The sequence below is a fragment of the Mesorhizobium sp. genome (genome assembly GCF_017306585.1).
Taxonomy (GTDB): domain Bacteria; phylum Pseudomonadota; class Alphaproteobacteria; order Rhizobiales; family Rhizobiaceae; genus Mesorhizobium.
Genome location: NZ_JAFKIC010000140.1, coordinates 28,558 through 42,691, shown reverse-complemented (window position 1 = coordinate 42,691; position 14,134 = coordinate 28,558). Strand labels below are relative to the sequence as shown.

Sequence of the window (14,134 nt, the reverse complement as noted above, 5' to 3'; positions counted from 1 at the left end):
AATCTCCCGGCACCCATGCCCTGAAGCCGGTGACGCTGGCCTTCAAGGCAGGCGAGATCCACGCCATCGTCGGCGAGAACGGCGCCGGCAAATCGACCCTCATCAAGCTCTTGACCGGCGTCATGCCGCGCACCTCCGGCGAGGTCGTCTGGGAAGGCAAGCCGGCAGCACTTGCGACCCCGCACGAAGCGATGGCGCTGGGCATCAATGCCGTTCACCAGGAGGTCGTGCTCTGCCGCCACCTGACGGTCGCCGCCAACATGTTCCTGGGCGAGGAGACGTCCCGCTTCGGCATTCTGCAGCAGCGCGCCATGGTCAAGGAAGCGCAGAAGATCATCGATGATCTCGGCTTCGACCTGCCCGCGCATGTCGTGCTCGGCGACCTCACCATCGGCCAGCAGCAATTGATCGCCGCCGCACGCGCCACCGTGCGCGGCACCAAGTTCCTGATCTTCGACGAGCCGACCGCCTACCTTACCCGCAAGGAGGCCGACCAGCTCTTCACCCTGATCCGCCGGCTCAAGAGCGAAGGCGTGACGATCATCTACATCAGCCACCGCATGGAGGAAGTGTTCGAGCTCGCCGACCGTGTCTCCGTGCTGCGCGACGGCACGCTGGTCGGCACCAGGAACATCGCCGAGACCAACGACGCCGAACTGGTCAAGCTGATGATCAACCGTTCGATCGAGCAGGTCTACCACAAGGAGCACTTTACTCCGGGCGCCGCGATCGTGGAGGCCAGGAACCTGTCGGGCAAAGGCTTCGAGAATGTCTCGATGACGGTTCGCGCCGGCGAGATCGTCGGCCTCTACGGCCTGATCGGCGCCGGCCGCAGCGAGTTCGTCACCACGCTCTACGGCCGCCACCGCAAGTCCGCAGGCGAGATCCTTTGGGAAGGCAAGCCCGTCCAGATCAATTCCGAGCATGACGCCATCAAGCTCGGCATGGCGCTGGCGCCGGAAAGCCGCCGCGACCAGGGCCTGTGCCTCAACCTGCCTGTCGGCCTCAACCTAAACCTGCCGATCTACAAGCGCATCTCGAACAATCTGCTGATCTCCGGTGCGCAGGAAAAGACCCACGCCGACCGCCAGATCGCTGACCTTCGCATCAAGACGCCGACGCGCAACGCGCTGGCCTCCAGCCTGTCAGGCGGCAACCAGCAGAAGATCGTCATCGGCAAGTGGCTGGCCCACGGCGCCAAGCTGTTCATCTTCGACGAGCCGACGGTCGGCGTCGATGTCGGCACCAAGGCCGAGATCTATCGCCTGTTCAGCGCGCTGCTCTCGAAGGGAGCCGGCATCATCCTGATCTCGTCCTACCTTCCGGAAGTCTATGAGCTTGCCGACACGCTGCATGTGTTCCGCCGCGGCAAGCTGGTGGCGACACACGGCTTCCGCACCGCCGACCACGAGGAAATTCTCACGCAGGCGCTCGCCGAGAAACAAGAAAAGCAGGGAGGAAAGACATGAGCACCGAGGCTATCCCCGCCGAGAAACCGAAGCGCAATTACAACGCCCTGTTCGGGCTGACGCTGCTGGCGCTGCTGGTGCTGCTGTGGGTCATCCTGTCGGTGGCGACGCCGAGCTTCGCCTCGGCCAACAACATCTCGAACCTTCTGCGCCAGGGTTCGATGATCGCCATCCTGGCGGTCGGCCAGACCTTCGTCATCATCACCGGCGGCATCGATCTGTCCGTCGGCGCGGTGGTCGGCTTCGCCACCGTCGTCACCGCCATGCTGATCAATGCCGGCGTACCGGTTTTCCTCGCCATCCTGCTCACGCTGCTGGTCGGCGTCGCCATCGGGCTCTTCCATGGCTTCGGCATCGTCAAGATGGGCCTGCCGCCTTTCATCATCACGCTGGCGACGCTGACCTCGCTGCGCGGCATCGGCCTGCTGATGACCAACGGCAATTCGATTTCGATCAACAATGACGCCTTCCAGGAGTTCTCGCGCAACTCCTTTCTCGGCGTGCCCAACCTGTTCTGGATGGTCATCCTGGTCGGCGTCCCGGCCTATATCTTCCTGCATCACAGCCGCTGGGGCCGCTATCTCTTCTCGGTCGGCTCCAACGCCGAGGCCTCGCGCCTGTCCGGCGTCAATGTCCAGCGCACCATCTACATGGCCTACACGCTGTCGGGCCTCTGCGCCGCCTTCGTCGGCGTGCTGCTCGCCTCGCGCATCGGCATCGGCAACCCGACCCAGGCTGAGGGTTGGGAATTGCAGGCGATCGCCTCGTCAGTCATCGGCGGCACGTCGCTGTTCGGCGCGGTCGGCTCGGTGCATGGCCCGCTGCTCGGCGCCTTCATCCTGGCGACCATCAACAACGGCGCCAACCTGCTCAACGTCAACGCCTTCTGGCAGCGCATCATCACCGGCGTGCTGATCATCGTCATCGTCTATTTCGACGGACTGCGCCGGCGCGGCGGCAAGTAGCCATCAGGATTCCATCGCCGGTCCGTCACCTCAGGCGGGCCGGCGATTTCATGAACAGAACTGGATTGAAGCATGAGAGCCGTCGTCTGCCGCTCGCCCGGCGACCTTGTCGTCGAAGACCGTCCCGCGCCCGACGCTCCGCCTGCCGGCTGGGCGCTGGTCGCGGTCAGCCATGTCGGCATCTGCGGCACCGACTATCACATTTTCGAAGGCAAGCATCCATTCCTCGCCTACCCCCGCATCATGGGCCATGAAGTTTCAGGGACTGTCGTCGGGACCGGCGATGGCGTCGATCTCGCCGTTGGCGAGCCTGTCATCATCAATCCCTATCTCGCCTGCGGCAAATGCATAGCCTGCCGGCACGGCAAGCCGAATTGCTGTGTGCGAATCGAAGTGCTCGGCGTGCATCGCGACGGCGCCATGTGCGACCGGATCCTGGTGCCGGCGCGAAATCTCTACCCGGCCAACGGCCTGTCGCTGGCCGACGCCGCGGCGGTCGAATTCCTGGCCATCGGCGCGCATGCCGTGCGCCGCGCCCGCGCCGATCCCGGCGCCCGCACACTGGTCATCGGCGCCGGCCCGATCGGGCTCGGCACCGCGATCTTCGCCCGCATCGCCGGGCTCGACGTCAGCCTGCTCGACATGAGCAGCGAGCGGCTCGGCTTTGCCGAGAGCGAGCTCGGCTTCGCCACGCTCGACGGCTCCAGGAAAACGGCAGCTGAGTTGGTTCGCGACGCTTCCGGCGGCGAAGGGTTCGACGTGGTGTTCGACGCCACCGGCAACACGCAATCGGTGCAGTCGGCCTTCGCCCACGTCGCGCATGGCGGCACGCTGGTGCTGGTCAGCGTGGTCAAGGACGACATCGTCTTTTCCGATCCCGAATTCCACAAGCGAGAGATGACGCTGATCGGCAGCCGCAACGCGCTGAAGGCCGACTTCGACCACGTCGCCACCTCGATCCGCAATGGCGCGGTGCCCTTGGCCAAGCTCGTCACCCACCGCACCACGCTGGAAGACACGCCGCGCGATCTCGCAAGATGGGCGCATGAGAAATCCGGCCTGATCAAGGCCGTGATCGAGGTCGGATAAACGGACCGGCCGCCTTATAGCGCCGACAGTTTCAACTCGATCCGCTCGGCCGGGAAGCGCGACTCGGAAAACTGGATCGGCTGGCCGTCCGGCGTGACATTGACGGCGACCGTCACCAGCACGATGGCGCCGGGCTGCAGGTCAAGGTCGGCAAGGTCGGCCGCATCGGCATGGCGCGCCGACAGCACGGTCGATTGCCGGAGATAGTCGTCTATGCCGAAGCGGCTCAGCGATGCGGTGATCGATCCAGTCTCGGCCATGGCCTTGTCGATGCCGGTAAAACGCCTGGCGTCGAACCACGCGGTGGCGCGCGATATCGGCCGCCCGTCAGCCTCGCCGCGCGTCTCCAGCCTTATCACCTCGGCGCCCTTGGCCAGTCCGAGCCCCTCGGCGATACGCTGGCTGGCCGGCTCTACCGATGAGGCGAGCAGCACGATATGCCGCTCCGACGTCTGCCCCTGCAGGCCCGTCGAGAAGCGTGTACGCGTCCCGATCGGATAGGAGAGCCGCTTGCGCGACAGCACGAACGTGCCGCGTCCCTGCTCGGCGCGCAGCACGCCTTCCTGCACCAGCGCCGCGATGGCGCTGCGCACCGTGTGGCGATTGACGCCGTAGCGTTCGGCCAGCGCCATTTCCGGCGGCAGTGCGGCATTCTCGGCGAAATCGCCGGTCGAGATCGCATGCAGGATCCTGTCGGCGATCTGCCGCCACAAGGAGACGCCGCTGCGCCTCTCGATGCTGTCTACGCCTTGCCGCCCGATCATGAATGGTCCCCAGCCTCTGCCGCCCCCGGCATTCCGCGCCTGTCATGCACCCGTCATGGACTCGCGCTAGGTAGTATGTATAATTTGTATAGTTGTCTATATCAATAGACAAATTTAGCAAAGAGGAAAACAGGCGATGCGAGGACAGGAAGCCCGCGACCAGGCAGAGCGCAAGGCCGCCATGGCGACGCTGGCGCAATCCAGCGGTGACGACATCGTCCGGCTGTGGAACGAGGCCGGCCTGCCGGCGGAAGCCGAACTGCTGCGCGGCCCCGAGACCGGCCTCGTGACGCTGCGCGGCCGCATCGGCGGCGGCGGCGCGCCGTTCAATGTCGGCGAAGCCACCGTCACCCGCGCCACCGTGCGCGTGCCGTCCGGACAGGTCGGCCATTGCTACGCGCTTGGCCGCGACAAGCAGAAGGCAAAGCTCGCGGCCATCGCCGACGCCCTGTGGCAGGACCCTGCCCGCCGCGCCGAGGTCGAAGCCGGACTGATCGCGCCTTTGAGGTCGGCACTGACTTCGGCCCAGGAAAAGCGCCGCGCGCAAACCGCGGCCACGAAGGTGGATTTCTTCACCATGGTTCGCGGAGAAGACTGATGGACATCGCAGCTCAATCGATCGAGGGCGGCTTCGCCGATCCGGTCTTCAACGCCCAGGCCGTGTTCCGCGCCGTCATGGACGCCATGGCGCGGCCGGGCAGCGTGCAGCCGATATCTGCTTTCGCCCGTCCGCCGGCGCCGCTTTCGGCCACCTCGGGCGCCATCGCGCTGGCGCTGTGCGACAACGACACGCCGGTGTGGCTCGATCCGGCCCTGCACGCCTCGGCCGCGGTCATGTCCTGGCTCGGCTTCCACTCCGGCGCGCCGCTGGCCAACACGCCGGCCGACGCGCATTTCGCCTTCATCGCGACGCCGGCCGAGATGATGGCGCTGGACGGTTTTTCGCAAGGCACGCAGGACTATCCCGACCGCTCGACGACGCTGGTCCTGCAGGTCGCCGATCTCACCTCGGGCGCTTCGCTGCTGCTCGAAGGTCCCGGCATCGAAACGACGGCCACGATCGCGCCGGCGCAGATGCCACGCCACTTCATCGAGCAGTGGAAGCAGAACAACAAGCGTTTCCCGCGCGGCGTCGACATCATTCTCGCTTCCGCCGAAGCCATAGCCTGCCTGCCGCGCACGACGCGCATCAAGATGATGGAGGCCTAGCATGTATGTCGCGGTAAAAGGCGGCGAAGCCGCCATTGCCAATGCCCACAGCCTGCTTGCCGACCGCCGGCGTGGCGATCGCTCCGTGCCGGCGCTGCGCCTCGACCAGATCGTCGAACAATTGGCGCTCGGCGTCGACCGGGTGATGAGCGAAGGCTCCCTCTACGACCGGGAGCTCGCCGCGCTCGCCATCGTCCAGGCGCGCGGCGACATGATCGAGGCGATCTTCCTGGTGCGCGCATACCGCACCACGCTGCCGCGCTTCGGCTACACCAAGCCGATCGACACCGGCGCCATGCTGGTCGAACGGCGCGTGTCGGCAACCTACAAGGATCTGCCCGGGGGCCAATTGCTCGGCCCGACCTTCGACTATACGCACCGGCTGCTCGATCCCGAACTTGCCGCCGGCGCTGAAGTCGCCGAGCCGTTGCGACGCGAGGCGGAAGCGCAGGCCATGCCGCGTGTCTCGGCGATCCTCGCCCGCGAAGGCCTGATCGAACCCGATGGCGAAATGCCCGGGGATCATGTCCCCGGCGACATCACCCGCGAGCCGCTGGAATTCCCGGTGGCGCGCGATATCCGCCTGCAGGCTCTGTCGCGCGGCGACGAGGGCTTTCTCCTGGCGCTCGGCTATTCGACCCAGCGCGGCTATGCCCGCAACCATCCCTTCGTCGGCGAGATCCGCATCGGCGAGGTCGAACTGGAACTCGACGTCCCCGAACTGCCCTTCGCAGCACCCCTCGGCACCGTGCGTGTCACCGAATGCCAGATGGTCAACCAGTTCAAGGGCTCGGCCAAGGCGCCGCCGCAGTTCACCCGCGGCTACGGTCTCGTCTTCGGCCAGAGCGAACGCAAGGCGATGGCCATGGCGCTCTGCGACCGCGCGCTGCGCGCCAGGGAACTCGGCGAGGACGTCGTCGCGGCGGCGCAGGATGAGGAGTTCGTCATCTCGCATTCCGACAACGTCCAGGCGACCGGCTTCGTCGAGCATCTGAAGCTGCCGCACTATGTCGACTTCCAGGCCGAGCTCGACCTCGTGCGCCGCATGCGCGCCGAATACGACGCGCGGGAAAATCCGGAGAAAGCGGAAGAAAAGCGGGAGGCCGCCGAATGATCGAAGGTCTTTCCCACATGACTTTCATCGTGCGCGACCTCGACCGGATGACCGGGATTCTGGAGGGCGTGTTCGACGCCCGCGAGGTCTATGCCAGCGATGCCGAACAGTTCTCGCTGTCGCGCGAAAAATTCTTCCTGATCGGCGACATCTGGATCGCCATCATGGAGGGCGAGAAGCTGCCGGAGCGCAGCTACAACCACGTCGCCTTCAAGATCGATGACGCCGATTTCGACAAATATGCCGAACGTATCGGCAGGCTTGGGCTCGACATGCGCCCGCCGCGACCGCGCGTCGAGGGCGAAGGCCGCTCGATCTATTTCTACGACGACGACAATCACATGTTCGAACTGCACACCGGCACGCTCGATGAGCGATTGGCGCGGTACGCGCGGCATCTGGAGGTTGCGGAATGAAACTAGTGTCCGCCCCCATGCCCACCACCATCGTGGGAGTGGCTCCCGTGGTCTTGATACCCGCCATAACCGTTGCCGCCACCTCCGTAAGTCTCGCCCTGCGAGCCATCCGTAGGAGTCGGAAAAACCATTCTTCGGAGGAAAAAGGCAACGACGGCAGCGAACCCCACCAGCACGATTCCGAGGTGCATCCATCCGGCAGGATTCATTTTGATCTGATCCGGGTTCCACGCCTTGCAAGTCAATCCAGTAGCACAATGTGGATGTGATCGCCATGACCGACATCGCCACCTACAACTTCGCCTATCTCGACGAACAGACCAAACGGATGATCCGCCGGGCGATCCTCAAGGGCATCGCCATTCCCGGCTACCAGGTGCCGTTTGCCTCGCGCGAAATGCCGATGCCCTATGGCTGGGGCACCGGCGGCGTGCAGGTCACCGCCTCGATCATCGGTCCCGATGATGTGCTGAAGGTCATCGACCAGGGGGCCGACGACACCACCAACGCCGTCTCGATCCGCGCCTTCTTCAGGAAGGTCGCCAATGTCGCCGTCACCACCGATACGGCAACCGCCACCATCATCCAGACCCGCCACCGCATACCCGAACATCCGCTGACCGCAGGGCAGGTGCTGGTCTTCCAGGTGCCTATCCCCGAACCGTTGCGCTTCCTCGAGCCGCGCGAGACCGAAACACGCAAGATGCATGCGCTCGAGGAATACGGCCTCATGCATGTGAAGCTCTACGAGGACATCGCCAAGCACGGCCGCATCGCCACCACCTATGCCTATCCGGTAAAGGTCGAGGGCCGCTACGTGATGGACCCCTCGCCGACGCCGAAATTCGACAATCCCAAGATGCACCGCTCGCCAGCCCTGCAGCTGTTCGGCGCCGGCCGCGAAAAGCGCATCTATGCGGTGCCGCCCTTCACCGATGTCGTCAGCCTCGACTTCGAGGATCATCCTTTCGAAGTGCAGACATTCGACCAGCCCTGCGCGCTCTGCGCAGCCGAGAATGTCTATCTCGACGAGGTCATCCTCGACGACCATGGCGGCCACATGTTCGTCTGCTCGGACACCGACCATTGCGAGAAGCGGCGCGCCGATGGCCATCGCGGCCACCTTGCCCCTGAAACCCATACCGTCCCGGGAACCCATCCTGCCTCGGAAAAAATGGAGCCGGCCCAATGACCGACGAACCGCTGCTGCGCGTTGCGGCACTGTCCAAATTCTATGGTTCGCGCGTCGGCTGCGACAACGTCTCGTTCGACCTGTGGCCGGGCGAAGTGCTGGCGGTCGTCGGTGAATCCGGCTCCGGCAAGACGACGCTGCTCAACTGCCTGTCGACGCGGCTGCTGCCCTCTTCCGGCACCGCAAGCTACCGCATGCGTGATGGCCAGTTCCGCGAACTCTACCGCATGAGCGAAGCCGAACGCCGCTTCCTGATGCGCACCGACTGGGGTTTCGTCCACCAGAACCCGGCCGACGGACTGCGCATGACGGTGTCGGCGGGCGCCAATGTCGGCGAACGGCTGATGGCGGTCGGCGACCGCCATTACGGCAAGATCCGCGCCACCGCCGTCGACTGGCTGTCGCGCGTCGAGATCGACGAGGACCGCATCGACGACGAGCCTCGCGCCTTTTCCGGCGGCATGCGCCAACGCCTGCAGATCGCCCGCAACCTCGTCACCGGCCCGCGCCTGGTGTTCATGGATGAGCCGACCGGCGGTCTCGACGTCTCGGTGCAGGCTCGCCTGCTCGATCTGCTGCGCGGGCTGGTCACAGACCTTGGCCTCGCGGCCATCGTCGTCACCCACGACCTCGCCGTGGCGCGGCTGCTGTCGCAGCGCATGATGGTGATGAAGGACGGCCGCGTCGTCGAAAGCGGCCTGACCGACCGCGTGCTCGACGATCCGCGCGCGCCTTACACGCAATTGCTTGTTTCCTCGATCTTGCAGGTGTGACGATGCCCACCCCCCTCGTTGTCTCCGACGTCGCCAAGAGCTTCACCATGCATCTGCGCGACGGCATCAACCTCCCCGTCGTCGCCGGTGTCTCGTTCTCGATCAAGGCCGGCGAATGCACCGTGCTCGGCGGCCCGTCTGGCGCCGGCAAGAGCTCTATCCTGAAGATGCTCTACGGCAACTACGCCGTCGACGAGGGGCAGATCATCGTCATGCATGAGGACGGGCTTGTCGACCTGGCGCACGCCAGCCCGCGCACGGTGCTTGCCATACGCCGGCAAACGATCGGCTATGTCAGCCAGTTCCTGCGCACCGTACCGCGCGTCTCGGCGCTAGACGTCGTCGCCGAACCACTGGTGGAACGCGGCGAGGAGCGTGAAGCGGCGAGAGACAAGGCGCGCGCCTTGCTGGCTAAGCTCAACCTGCCGGAAAAACTCTGGGCCTTGCCGCCGGCCACCTTCTCCGGCGGCGAGCAGCAGCGCGTCAATATCGCGCGCGGCTTCATCACCGCGCATCCCATCCTGCTGCTCGACGAGCCGACCGCCTCGCTCGACGCCACCAACCGCGACGTGGTCATCGAACTCATCGCCGCCAAGAAGGCGGCCGGTGTCGCCCTGCTCGGCATCTTCCATGACCATGAGGTGCGCGAGGCGGTTGCCGATCGCATCATCGACGTCACCGCTTTCGCGCCGGGAAAACTCGCCGCATGACCAGGAAGCTGTCAGAGACACCGCTGGTCCATCCGACGGCGGAAGTCCACAATTCGACGCTCGGCCGCTGGACCGAGATCGCCGACCGCAGCCGGGTTTCCGAAAGCGAACTCGGCGACTACTCCTACATGATGCAGGACTGCGCCGTCTGGTGCGCGACGATCGGCAAGTTCTCCAATATAGCGTCAAGCGTACGCCTCAACGCCACCAACCATCCGACGTGGCGGCCGACGCTGCACCACTTCACTTACCGCGCCTCAGACTATTGGGACGACGCCGAGCACGAGAGCGAGTTCTTCGCCCAGCGCCGGGCAAAGCACGTCACCATCGGCCATGACACCTGGCTGGGACACGGCTCGACGGTCCTGCCCGGCGTCACTGTCGGCGATGGCGCGGCGGTCGGCGCCGGCGCCGTCGTGTCGAAGGATGTCGAGCCCTACACCATCGTTGCCGGCGTGCCGGCGAAACCGATCCGCGAGCGCTTCGACCGTCGCACCGCCGAACGCTACCAGGCGCTCGCCTGGTGGGACTGGGACCATGCCGGGCTGCGCGCTTCGCTCGAGGATTTCCGCGAGCTGTCGGCCGAAGCATTTCTGGAGAAGTATGGGGCATAGCGGCTTGTCCCGCGAAGGATTATGCCTGTTTCACACCCCTGACACAGGACTCGGACAGGACGCCATCTCCCCAAGGAGATCGCCATGCTCGATAAGATCAAACCCTCGCTCGCCGGATTCTTTGCCGGCTCCAATCCGGCCCCGCCGGCCCATCTCGGCACGCGCTACGACACGTCAGGCAATTTCCTGACCGAGCCTGGCAACACCGTCGTCAGCCATCTGGTCAGCGGTTCGCCGTCCGAGGCCGTGGTGCTTGCCGTGCGGGATCGAATGATGGCCATGCCCGATGCCGACCGGCTCGCCTTCACGCCGGTCTCAAGCCTGCACATGACCTTGTTCCAGGGCATTATCGAATATCGCCGCCGGCTGCCTTACTGGCCGCAGGACGTGCCGCTGGATACCAGCATCGACGCCATGACGCGTCTTTATCTGGAGCGCCTGAAAGGTTTCCAGGGTGCGGGCCCTTTCAACATCAAGGTGGTCGAGGTCGTTCCGACCGGCCTCACGGTTGCTGGCGCAACCGACGAGGATGTGCGCATCATGCGCGAATGGCGTGACGCGCTCGCGGTACCATTCGGCTACCGGCACCCCGATCACGACACTTACGTCTTTCACATCACCTTCGCCTATCAGATCCGGCGCCTTGCCGACGACAGGGCGGCCGCATGGCAGGCGCTGTTCGACGATTGCCTGGCACTTTTCGGGCGCGAGGCACCCGTCATCGAGATCAAGGCGCCCGCCTTCTGCGCTTTCCGCGACATGAAGCATTTCGAGGAACTGCTGGTCCTCGGTTGAGCCGCAAGCCACGCTCCGCCGCGTCTGTGGAGCGTAACAAAACTGACATGCTCGCGACACGGCAGGTTCATGTGGCTGCGATAGGCGAGAGGCTGACGATCAATACGGCCCGGACGGGAACCTGTTTATGTCTGCAGCCTCTGCCACGCTCGAAATCCGCGGTGTCAGCCGACGATTTGGCAAGAACACCGCCGTGAGCGACGTGAACATCTCGATCCCGCAGGGTCAGATGGTCGGCGTCATCGGCCGTTCGGGCGCCGGCAAATCGACCCTTCTGCGCATGATCAACCGTCTCGTCGATCCCAGCCAGGGGTCGATTTTTTTTGACGGCGCCGAAGTCTCCCAGTTGCGCGGTTCGCCGCTTCGCCGCTGGCAGCGCGACTGCGCCATGATCTTCCAGCAGTTCAACCTGGTGCCGCGCCTCGACGTGCTGACCAATGTGCTGCTCGGCAAGCTGAACCACCGCTCGACCCTGTCCAACCTTCTCGGCATGTTCTCGCGCGCCGAATGCGCCGAGGCGGTGGCCGCCCTTGAACGGCTCGACATCGCACGCACGGCGCTTCAGCCCGCCGGCACGCTTTCGGGCGGACAGCAGCAGCGCGTCGCCATCGCCCGCGCCATGATGCAGCAGCCCAAGGTGATCCTGGCCGACGAGCCGATCGCCTCGCTCGACCCGCTCAACGCCAAGGTGGTCATGGATTCGCTGCAGGACATCAATCTGCGCGAGGGCATCACCGTCGTCACCAACCTGCACACGCTCGACACCGCGCGCGCCTATTGCAACCGCATCATCGGCATGGCGGCAGGCAAGGTCGTCTTCGACGGCCCGCCCGAGGAACTCGACCGCGAGGCCGTGCGCCTCGTCTACGGCGCCGATGCCAGCGGCACCGACATTTCGGAGGCCATCACCTCCACCAGCGTTTCTTTCAAGCAGAAGATCGCCGCATCCGCCGGACCGCTCGAACCCGCATTCCCGGGATACTGAGCCCGTTTTGGGCCGATAGCGAGCAGCCTGGATCGTCCGCCCGCGTCAAGGGCAATCGTCAGGATCAAGAACGTCTCCGGCGCGGGGCCGGAACTTACAGGAGAGACATCAATGTTCAGGAAGATGGTTTTGAGCGCCGTTTCGGTGCTCGCGATGGCGACCAGCATGGCCCACGCGGCCGACATGAAGGAATTCCGCGTCGGCATCCTCGGCGGCGAGAACGAAACCGACCGCCTGCGCAACTACCAGTGCCTGGCCGACCACCTGAAGGCCGAATTCGGCTTCGAGAAGGTCTCGCTGTTCCCGGCCGCCGACTATGACGGCGTCATCCAGGGCCTGCTCGGCGGCACGCTCGACTTCGCCGAACTCGGCGCCTCCGGCTATGCCAGCGTCTATCTCAAGGATCCCAAGGCGGTCACCCCGATCCTCACCACCAAGCAGACCGACGGCTCGACCGGCTATTACTCGATCGGCCTGGCGCTGAAGACCTCGGGCATCACCGACATCAAGTCGGCCAAGGGCAAGAAGCTCGGCTACGCCGATCCGGACTCGACCTCGGGCTACCTGATCCCGCTGACGCAGATTCCGAAGGACACGGGCGCCTCGAACGAGACCTTCTTCGCCTCGACCCAGTTCAACGGCGGCCATGAGAACAACATCCTCGCCGTCCGCGACGGCAAGGTCGACGTGGCGGTGGACGATTCCTCCGGCATCGGCGACTTCAAGAACGGCTTCACCTCCGGCACCTTCCACAAGGTCGTCGCCAAGGGCGCCGTCGACCCGAACGACTTCGTCGAAGTCTGGCGCTCGGGCCTGATCCCGAACGGCCCGCTGGTCGTGCGCACCGCGCTCGGCGAGGACATGACCGCCAAGCTCGCCGCCTTCTTCACCGAACTGCCCACCAAGGACAAGGCATGCTTCGAAGGCGTCGAAGGCGGCGATTTCACCGGTTACGTGCCGGTGAAGCCGGACTTCTACAACGTCATCGTCGAAGCCCGTAAGGCAGCCATCGGCGGCTAACGGCGAAATTGCAAAGGGCGGTACCTGAGGTACCGCCCTTTTTGCATCTCCCATCATGACCCTTTCCGTGACAGCCCCCACGCCCTCCGGCACCACTCATGAGATGGCCGACGCCTGGCGACGCCAGACGTCGCTGCGCCGCGTTTATACAGTGCTCGGCGTTGGTCTGCTGCTGGCTGCCATGGTGGCCAGCATGTGGTTCGCCGACGAAGCCAATGCCGGCCATTTCTTCGACCGGCTGCCGCACATTTTCGATTTCCTTAGCTGGCTCATCCCCAAGGACTGGAACGACGTCTGGCGCGCGCTCTTCGACGTCGCCTCGCCGCACGACACCGGCACCCAGGAATTCAACTTCCCGCTCGGCCGCGTCTATGTCTGGGGCGATTTCTACATCCCCGAATATTTCGAGCTGATGCTGACCACCGTCAACGTGGCGCTCGTCTCGACCGTCATCGGCTTTGTTTTCGCCGTGCCGTTTTCCTTCATCGCCGCGCGCAACCTGACGCCGCACCCGCTGCTGCGGCTTGTGGTCAAGCGCTTCATGGAACTGCTGCGCGCCTTTCCCGAGATCGTCATTGCAGGCCTGTTCGCGGCGATCGTGTCCATCGGCCCGATCGCGGCCATGATCGCCATCGGCCTGCATTCGATCGGCGCGCTCGGCAAGCTGTTCTACGAGATCAACGAGAACATCGACATGCGCGCCGAGGAAGGCCTGCGCGCCGTGGGCGCCAACTGGTTCGAGCGGGTGCGCTTCGCCGACCTGCCGCAGGTCCTGCCCAACTTCATGTCCTACACGCTGCTGCGCGTCGAGATCAACGTGCGCGCCTCCACCATCATCGGCGCCGTCGGCGGTGGCGGCATCGGCGAGGAATTGAAGCTTTCCATCTCGCGCGGCTTCGGCGCCAAGACACTGGCGCTGGTGCTGCTTTTGTTCACCACCATTTTCATCATCGACCAGTTCTCCGCCTGGCTGCGCCGCAAGCTGGTTGGCGAGCAAGCCTTTCTGATGAGTACGTGAC

General features: G+C 64.8%; 16 protein-coding genes. 15 read left to right on the top strand and 1 reads right to left on the bottom strand.

Annotated features, from left to right (window positions below):
• The 3 genes from J0I79_RS14865 to J0I79_RS14855 all read left to right on the top strand — a co-directional run.
• On the top strand, positions 1-1,469 hold a 1,469-nt coding region (locus J0I79_RS14865), incomplete at its 5' end, for a sugar ABC transporter ATP-binding protein (RefSeq protein WP_292859800.1).
• On the top strand, positions 1,466-2,434 hold the full coding sequence (locus J0I79_RS14860) for an ABC transporter permease (protein ID WP_292859797.1): 969 nt from the start codon (positions 1,466-1,468) through the stop codon (positions 2,432-2,434). The genes J0I79_RS14865 and J0I79_RS14860, both read left to right, overlap by 4 nt.
• A gap of 72 nt (positions 2,435-2,506) precedes the next feature.
• A complete protein-coding gene (locus J0I79_RS14855; RefSeq protein WP_292859795.1) occupies positions 2,507-3,523 on the top strand; it encodes a zinc-binding alcohol dehydrogenase family protein in 1,017 nt (338 codons plus the stop codon).
• Between the two features lie 14 nt (positions 3,524-3,537).
• Here the strand turns inward: J0I79_RS14855 and phnF are convergent, their stop codons facing one another.
• A complete protein-coding gene (gene phnF, locus J0I79_RS14850; protein WP_292859792.1) occupies positions 3,538-4,287 on the bottom strand; it encodes a phosphonate metabolism transcriptional regulator PhnF in 750 nt (249 codons plus the stop codon).
• 136 nt (positions 4,288-4,423) lie between these two features.
• Between phnF and phnG the strand changes: the two genes are divergently transcribed.
• From phnG to phnE, 12 genes are all read left to right on the top strand, one after another.
• Positions 4,424-4,885 carry a phosphonate C-P lyase system protein PhnG gene (phnG, locus tag J0I79_RS14845; protein ID WP_292859789.1) on the top strand — a complete coding sequence of 154 codons (462 nt, stop codon included), beginning with the start codon at positions 4,424-4,426 and terminating at the stop codon, positions 4,883-4,885.
• Complete coding sequence (gene phnH / locus J0I79_RS14840) at positions 4,885-5,496, top strand: phosphonate C-P lyase system protein PhnH (RefSeq protein ID WP_292859786.1); 612 nt, start codon at positions 4,885-4,887, stop codon at positions 5,494-5,496. The genes phnG and phnH overlap by 1 nt, the downstream gene beginning before the upstream one ends.
• Position 5,497: 1 nt before the next feature.
• On the top strand, positions 5,498-6,610 hold the full coding sequence (locus J0I79_RS14835; protein WP_292859783.1) for a carbon-phosphorus lyase complex subunit PhnI: 1,113 nt from the start codon (positions 5,498-5,500) through the stop codon (positions 6,608-6,610).
• Complete coding sequence (gene fosX, locus J0I79_RS14830) at positions 6,607-7,026, top strand: FosX/FosE/FosI family fosfomycin resistance hydrolase (protein ID WP_292859779.1); 420 nt, start codon at positions 6,607-6,609, stop codon at positions 7,024-7,026. Before J0I79_RS14835 ends, fosX begins: the two co-directional genes overlap by 4 nt.
• 274 nt (positions 7,027-7,300) lie before the next feature.
• Positions 7,301-8,218, top strand: a complete 918-nt coding sequence (locus tag J0I79_RS14825; RefSeq protein ID WP_292859776.1) for an alpha-D-ribose 1-methylphosphonate 5-phosphate C-P-lyase PhnJ — start codon at positions 7,301-7,303, stop codon at positions 8,216-8,218.
• On the top strand, positions 8,215-8,991 hold the full coding sequence (phnK, locus tag J0I79_RS14820; protein ID WP_292859773.1) for a phosphonate C-P lyase system protein PhnK: 777 nt from the start codon (positions 8,215-8,217) through the stop codon (positions 8,989-8,991). Before J0I79_RS14825 ends, phnK begins: the two co-directional genes overlap by 4 nt.
• A gap of 2 nt (positions 8,992-8,993) precedes the next feature.
• On the top strand, positions 8,994-9,701 hold the full coding sequence (gene phnL / locus J0I79_RS14815) for a phosphonate C-P lyase system protein PhnL (RefSeq protein WP_292859770.1): 708 nt from the start codon (positions 8,994-8,996) through the stop codon (positions 9,699-9,701).
• The gene (locus J0I79_RS14810; RefSeq protein ID WP_292859767.1) at positions 9,698-10,315 is read left to right on the top strand and encodes a DapH/DapD/GlmU-related protein; all 618 of its coding nucleotides are present in this window, start codon (positions 9,698-9,700) and stop codon (positions 10,313-10,315) included. The genes phnL and J0I79_RS14810 overlap by 4 nt, the downstream gene beginning before the upstream one ends.
• A gap of 84 nt (positions 10,316-10,399) precedes the next feature.
• Positions 10,400-11,110, top strand: coding sequence for a DUF1868 domain-containing protein (locus J0I79_RS14805; protein ID WP_292859764.1), 711 nt, complete (start codon positions 10,400-10,402; stop codon positions 11,108-11,110).
• 127 nt (positions 11,111-11,237) lie between these two features.
• A complete protein-coding gene (gene phnC, locus J0I79_RS14800) occupies positions 11,238-12,095 on the top strand; it encodes a phosphonate ABC transporter ATP-binding protein (RefSeq protein WP_292859761.1) in 858 nt (285 codons plus the stop codon).
• 111 nt (positions 12,096-12,206) lie between these two features.
• Positions 12,207-13,115, top strand: a complete 909-nt coding sequence (gene phnD, locus J0I79_RS14795) for a phosphonate ABC transporter substrate-binding protein (protein ID WP_292859758.1) — start codon at positions 12,207-12,209, stop codon at positions 13,113-13,115.
• A gap of 55 nt (positions 13,116-13,170) precedes the next feature.
• Entirely contained in the window at positions 13,171-14,133 is a 963-nt protein-coding gene (phnE, locus tag J0I79_RS14790; RefSeq protein ID WP_292859755.1) for a phosphonate ABC transporter, permease protein PhnE, read from the top strand.
• Position 14,134: the final 1 nt, after the last annotated feature.

Excerpts from the sequence above, each read along its gene's own strand:
- J0I79_RS14860 (WP_292859797.1), top strand. The coding sequence starts at position 1,466 with ATGAGCACCGAGGCTATCCCCGCCGAGAAACCGAAGCGCAATTACAAC.
- J0I79_RS14855 (WP_292859795.1), top strand. The coding sequence starts at position 2,507 with ATGAGAGCCGTCGTCTGCCGCTCGCCCGGCGACCTTGTCGTCGAAGAC.
- phnF (WP_292859792.1), bottom strand. The coding sequence starts at position 4,287 with ATGATCGGGCGGCAAGGCGTAGACAGCATCGAGAGGCGCAGCGGCGTC.
- phnG (WP_292859789.1), top strand. The coding sequence starts at position 4,424 with ATGCGAGGACAGGAAGCCCGCGACCAGGCAGAGCGCAAGGCCGCCATG.
- phnH (WP_292859786.1), top strand. The coding sequence starts at position 4,885 with ATGGACATCGCAGCTCAATCGATCGAGGGCGGCTTCGCCGATCCGGTC.
- J0I79_RS14835 (WP_292859783.1), top strand. The coding sequence starts at position 5,498 with ATGTATGTCGCGGTAAAAGGCGGCGAAGCCGCCATTGCCAATGCCCAC.
- fosX (WP_292859779.1), top strand. The coding sequence starts at position 6,607 with ATGATCGAAGGTCTTTCCCACATGACTTTCATCGTGCGCGACCTCGAC.
- J0I79_RS14825 (WP_292859776.1), top strand. The coding sequence starts at position 7,301 with ATGACCGACATCGCCACCTACAACTTCGCCTATCTCGACGAACAGACC.
- phnK (WP_292859773.1), top strand. The coding sequence starts at position 8,215 with ATGACCGACGAACCGCTGCTGCGCGTTGCGGCACTGTCCAAATTCTAT.
- phnL (WP_292859770.1), top strand. The coding sequence starts at position 8,994 with ATGCCCACCCCCCTCGTTGTCTCCGACGTCGCCAAGAGCTTCACCATG.
- J0I79_RS14810 (WP_292859767.1), top strand. The coding sequence starts at position 9,698 with ATGACCAGGAAGCTGTCAGAGACACCGCTGGTCCATCCGACGGCGGAA.
- J0I79_RS14805 (WP_292859764.1), top strand. The coding sequence starts at position 10,400 with ATGCTCGATAAGATCAAACCCTCGCTCGCCGGATTCTTTGCCGGCTCC.
- phnC (WP_292859761.1), top strand. The coding sequence starts at position 11,238 with ATGTCTGCAGCCTCTGCCACGCTCGAAATCCGCGGTGTCAGCCGACGA.
- phnD (WP_292859758.1), top strand. The coding sequence starts at position 12,207 with ATGTTCAGGAAGATGGTTTTGAGCGCCGTTTCGGTGCTCGCGATGGCG.
- phnE (WP_292859755.1), top strand. The coding sequence starts at position 13,171 with ATGACCCTTTCCGTGACAGCCCCCACGCCCTCCGGCACCACTCATGAG.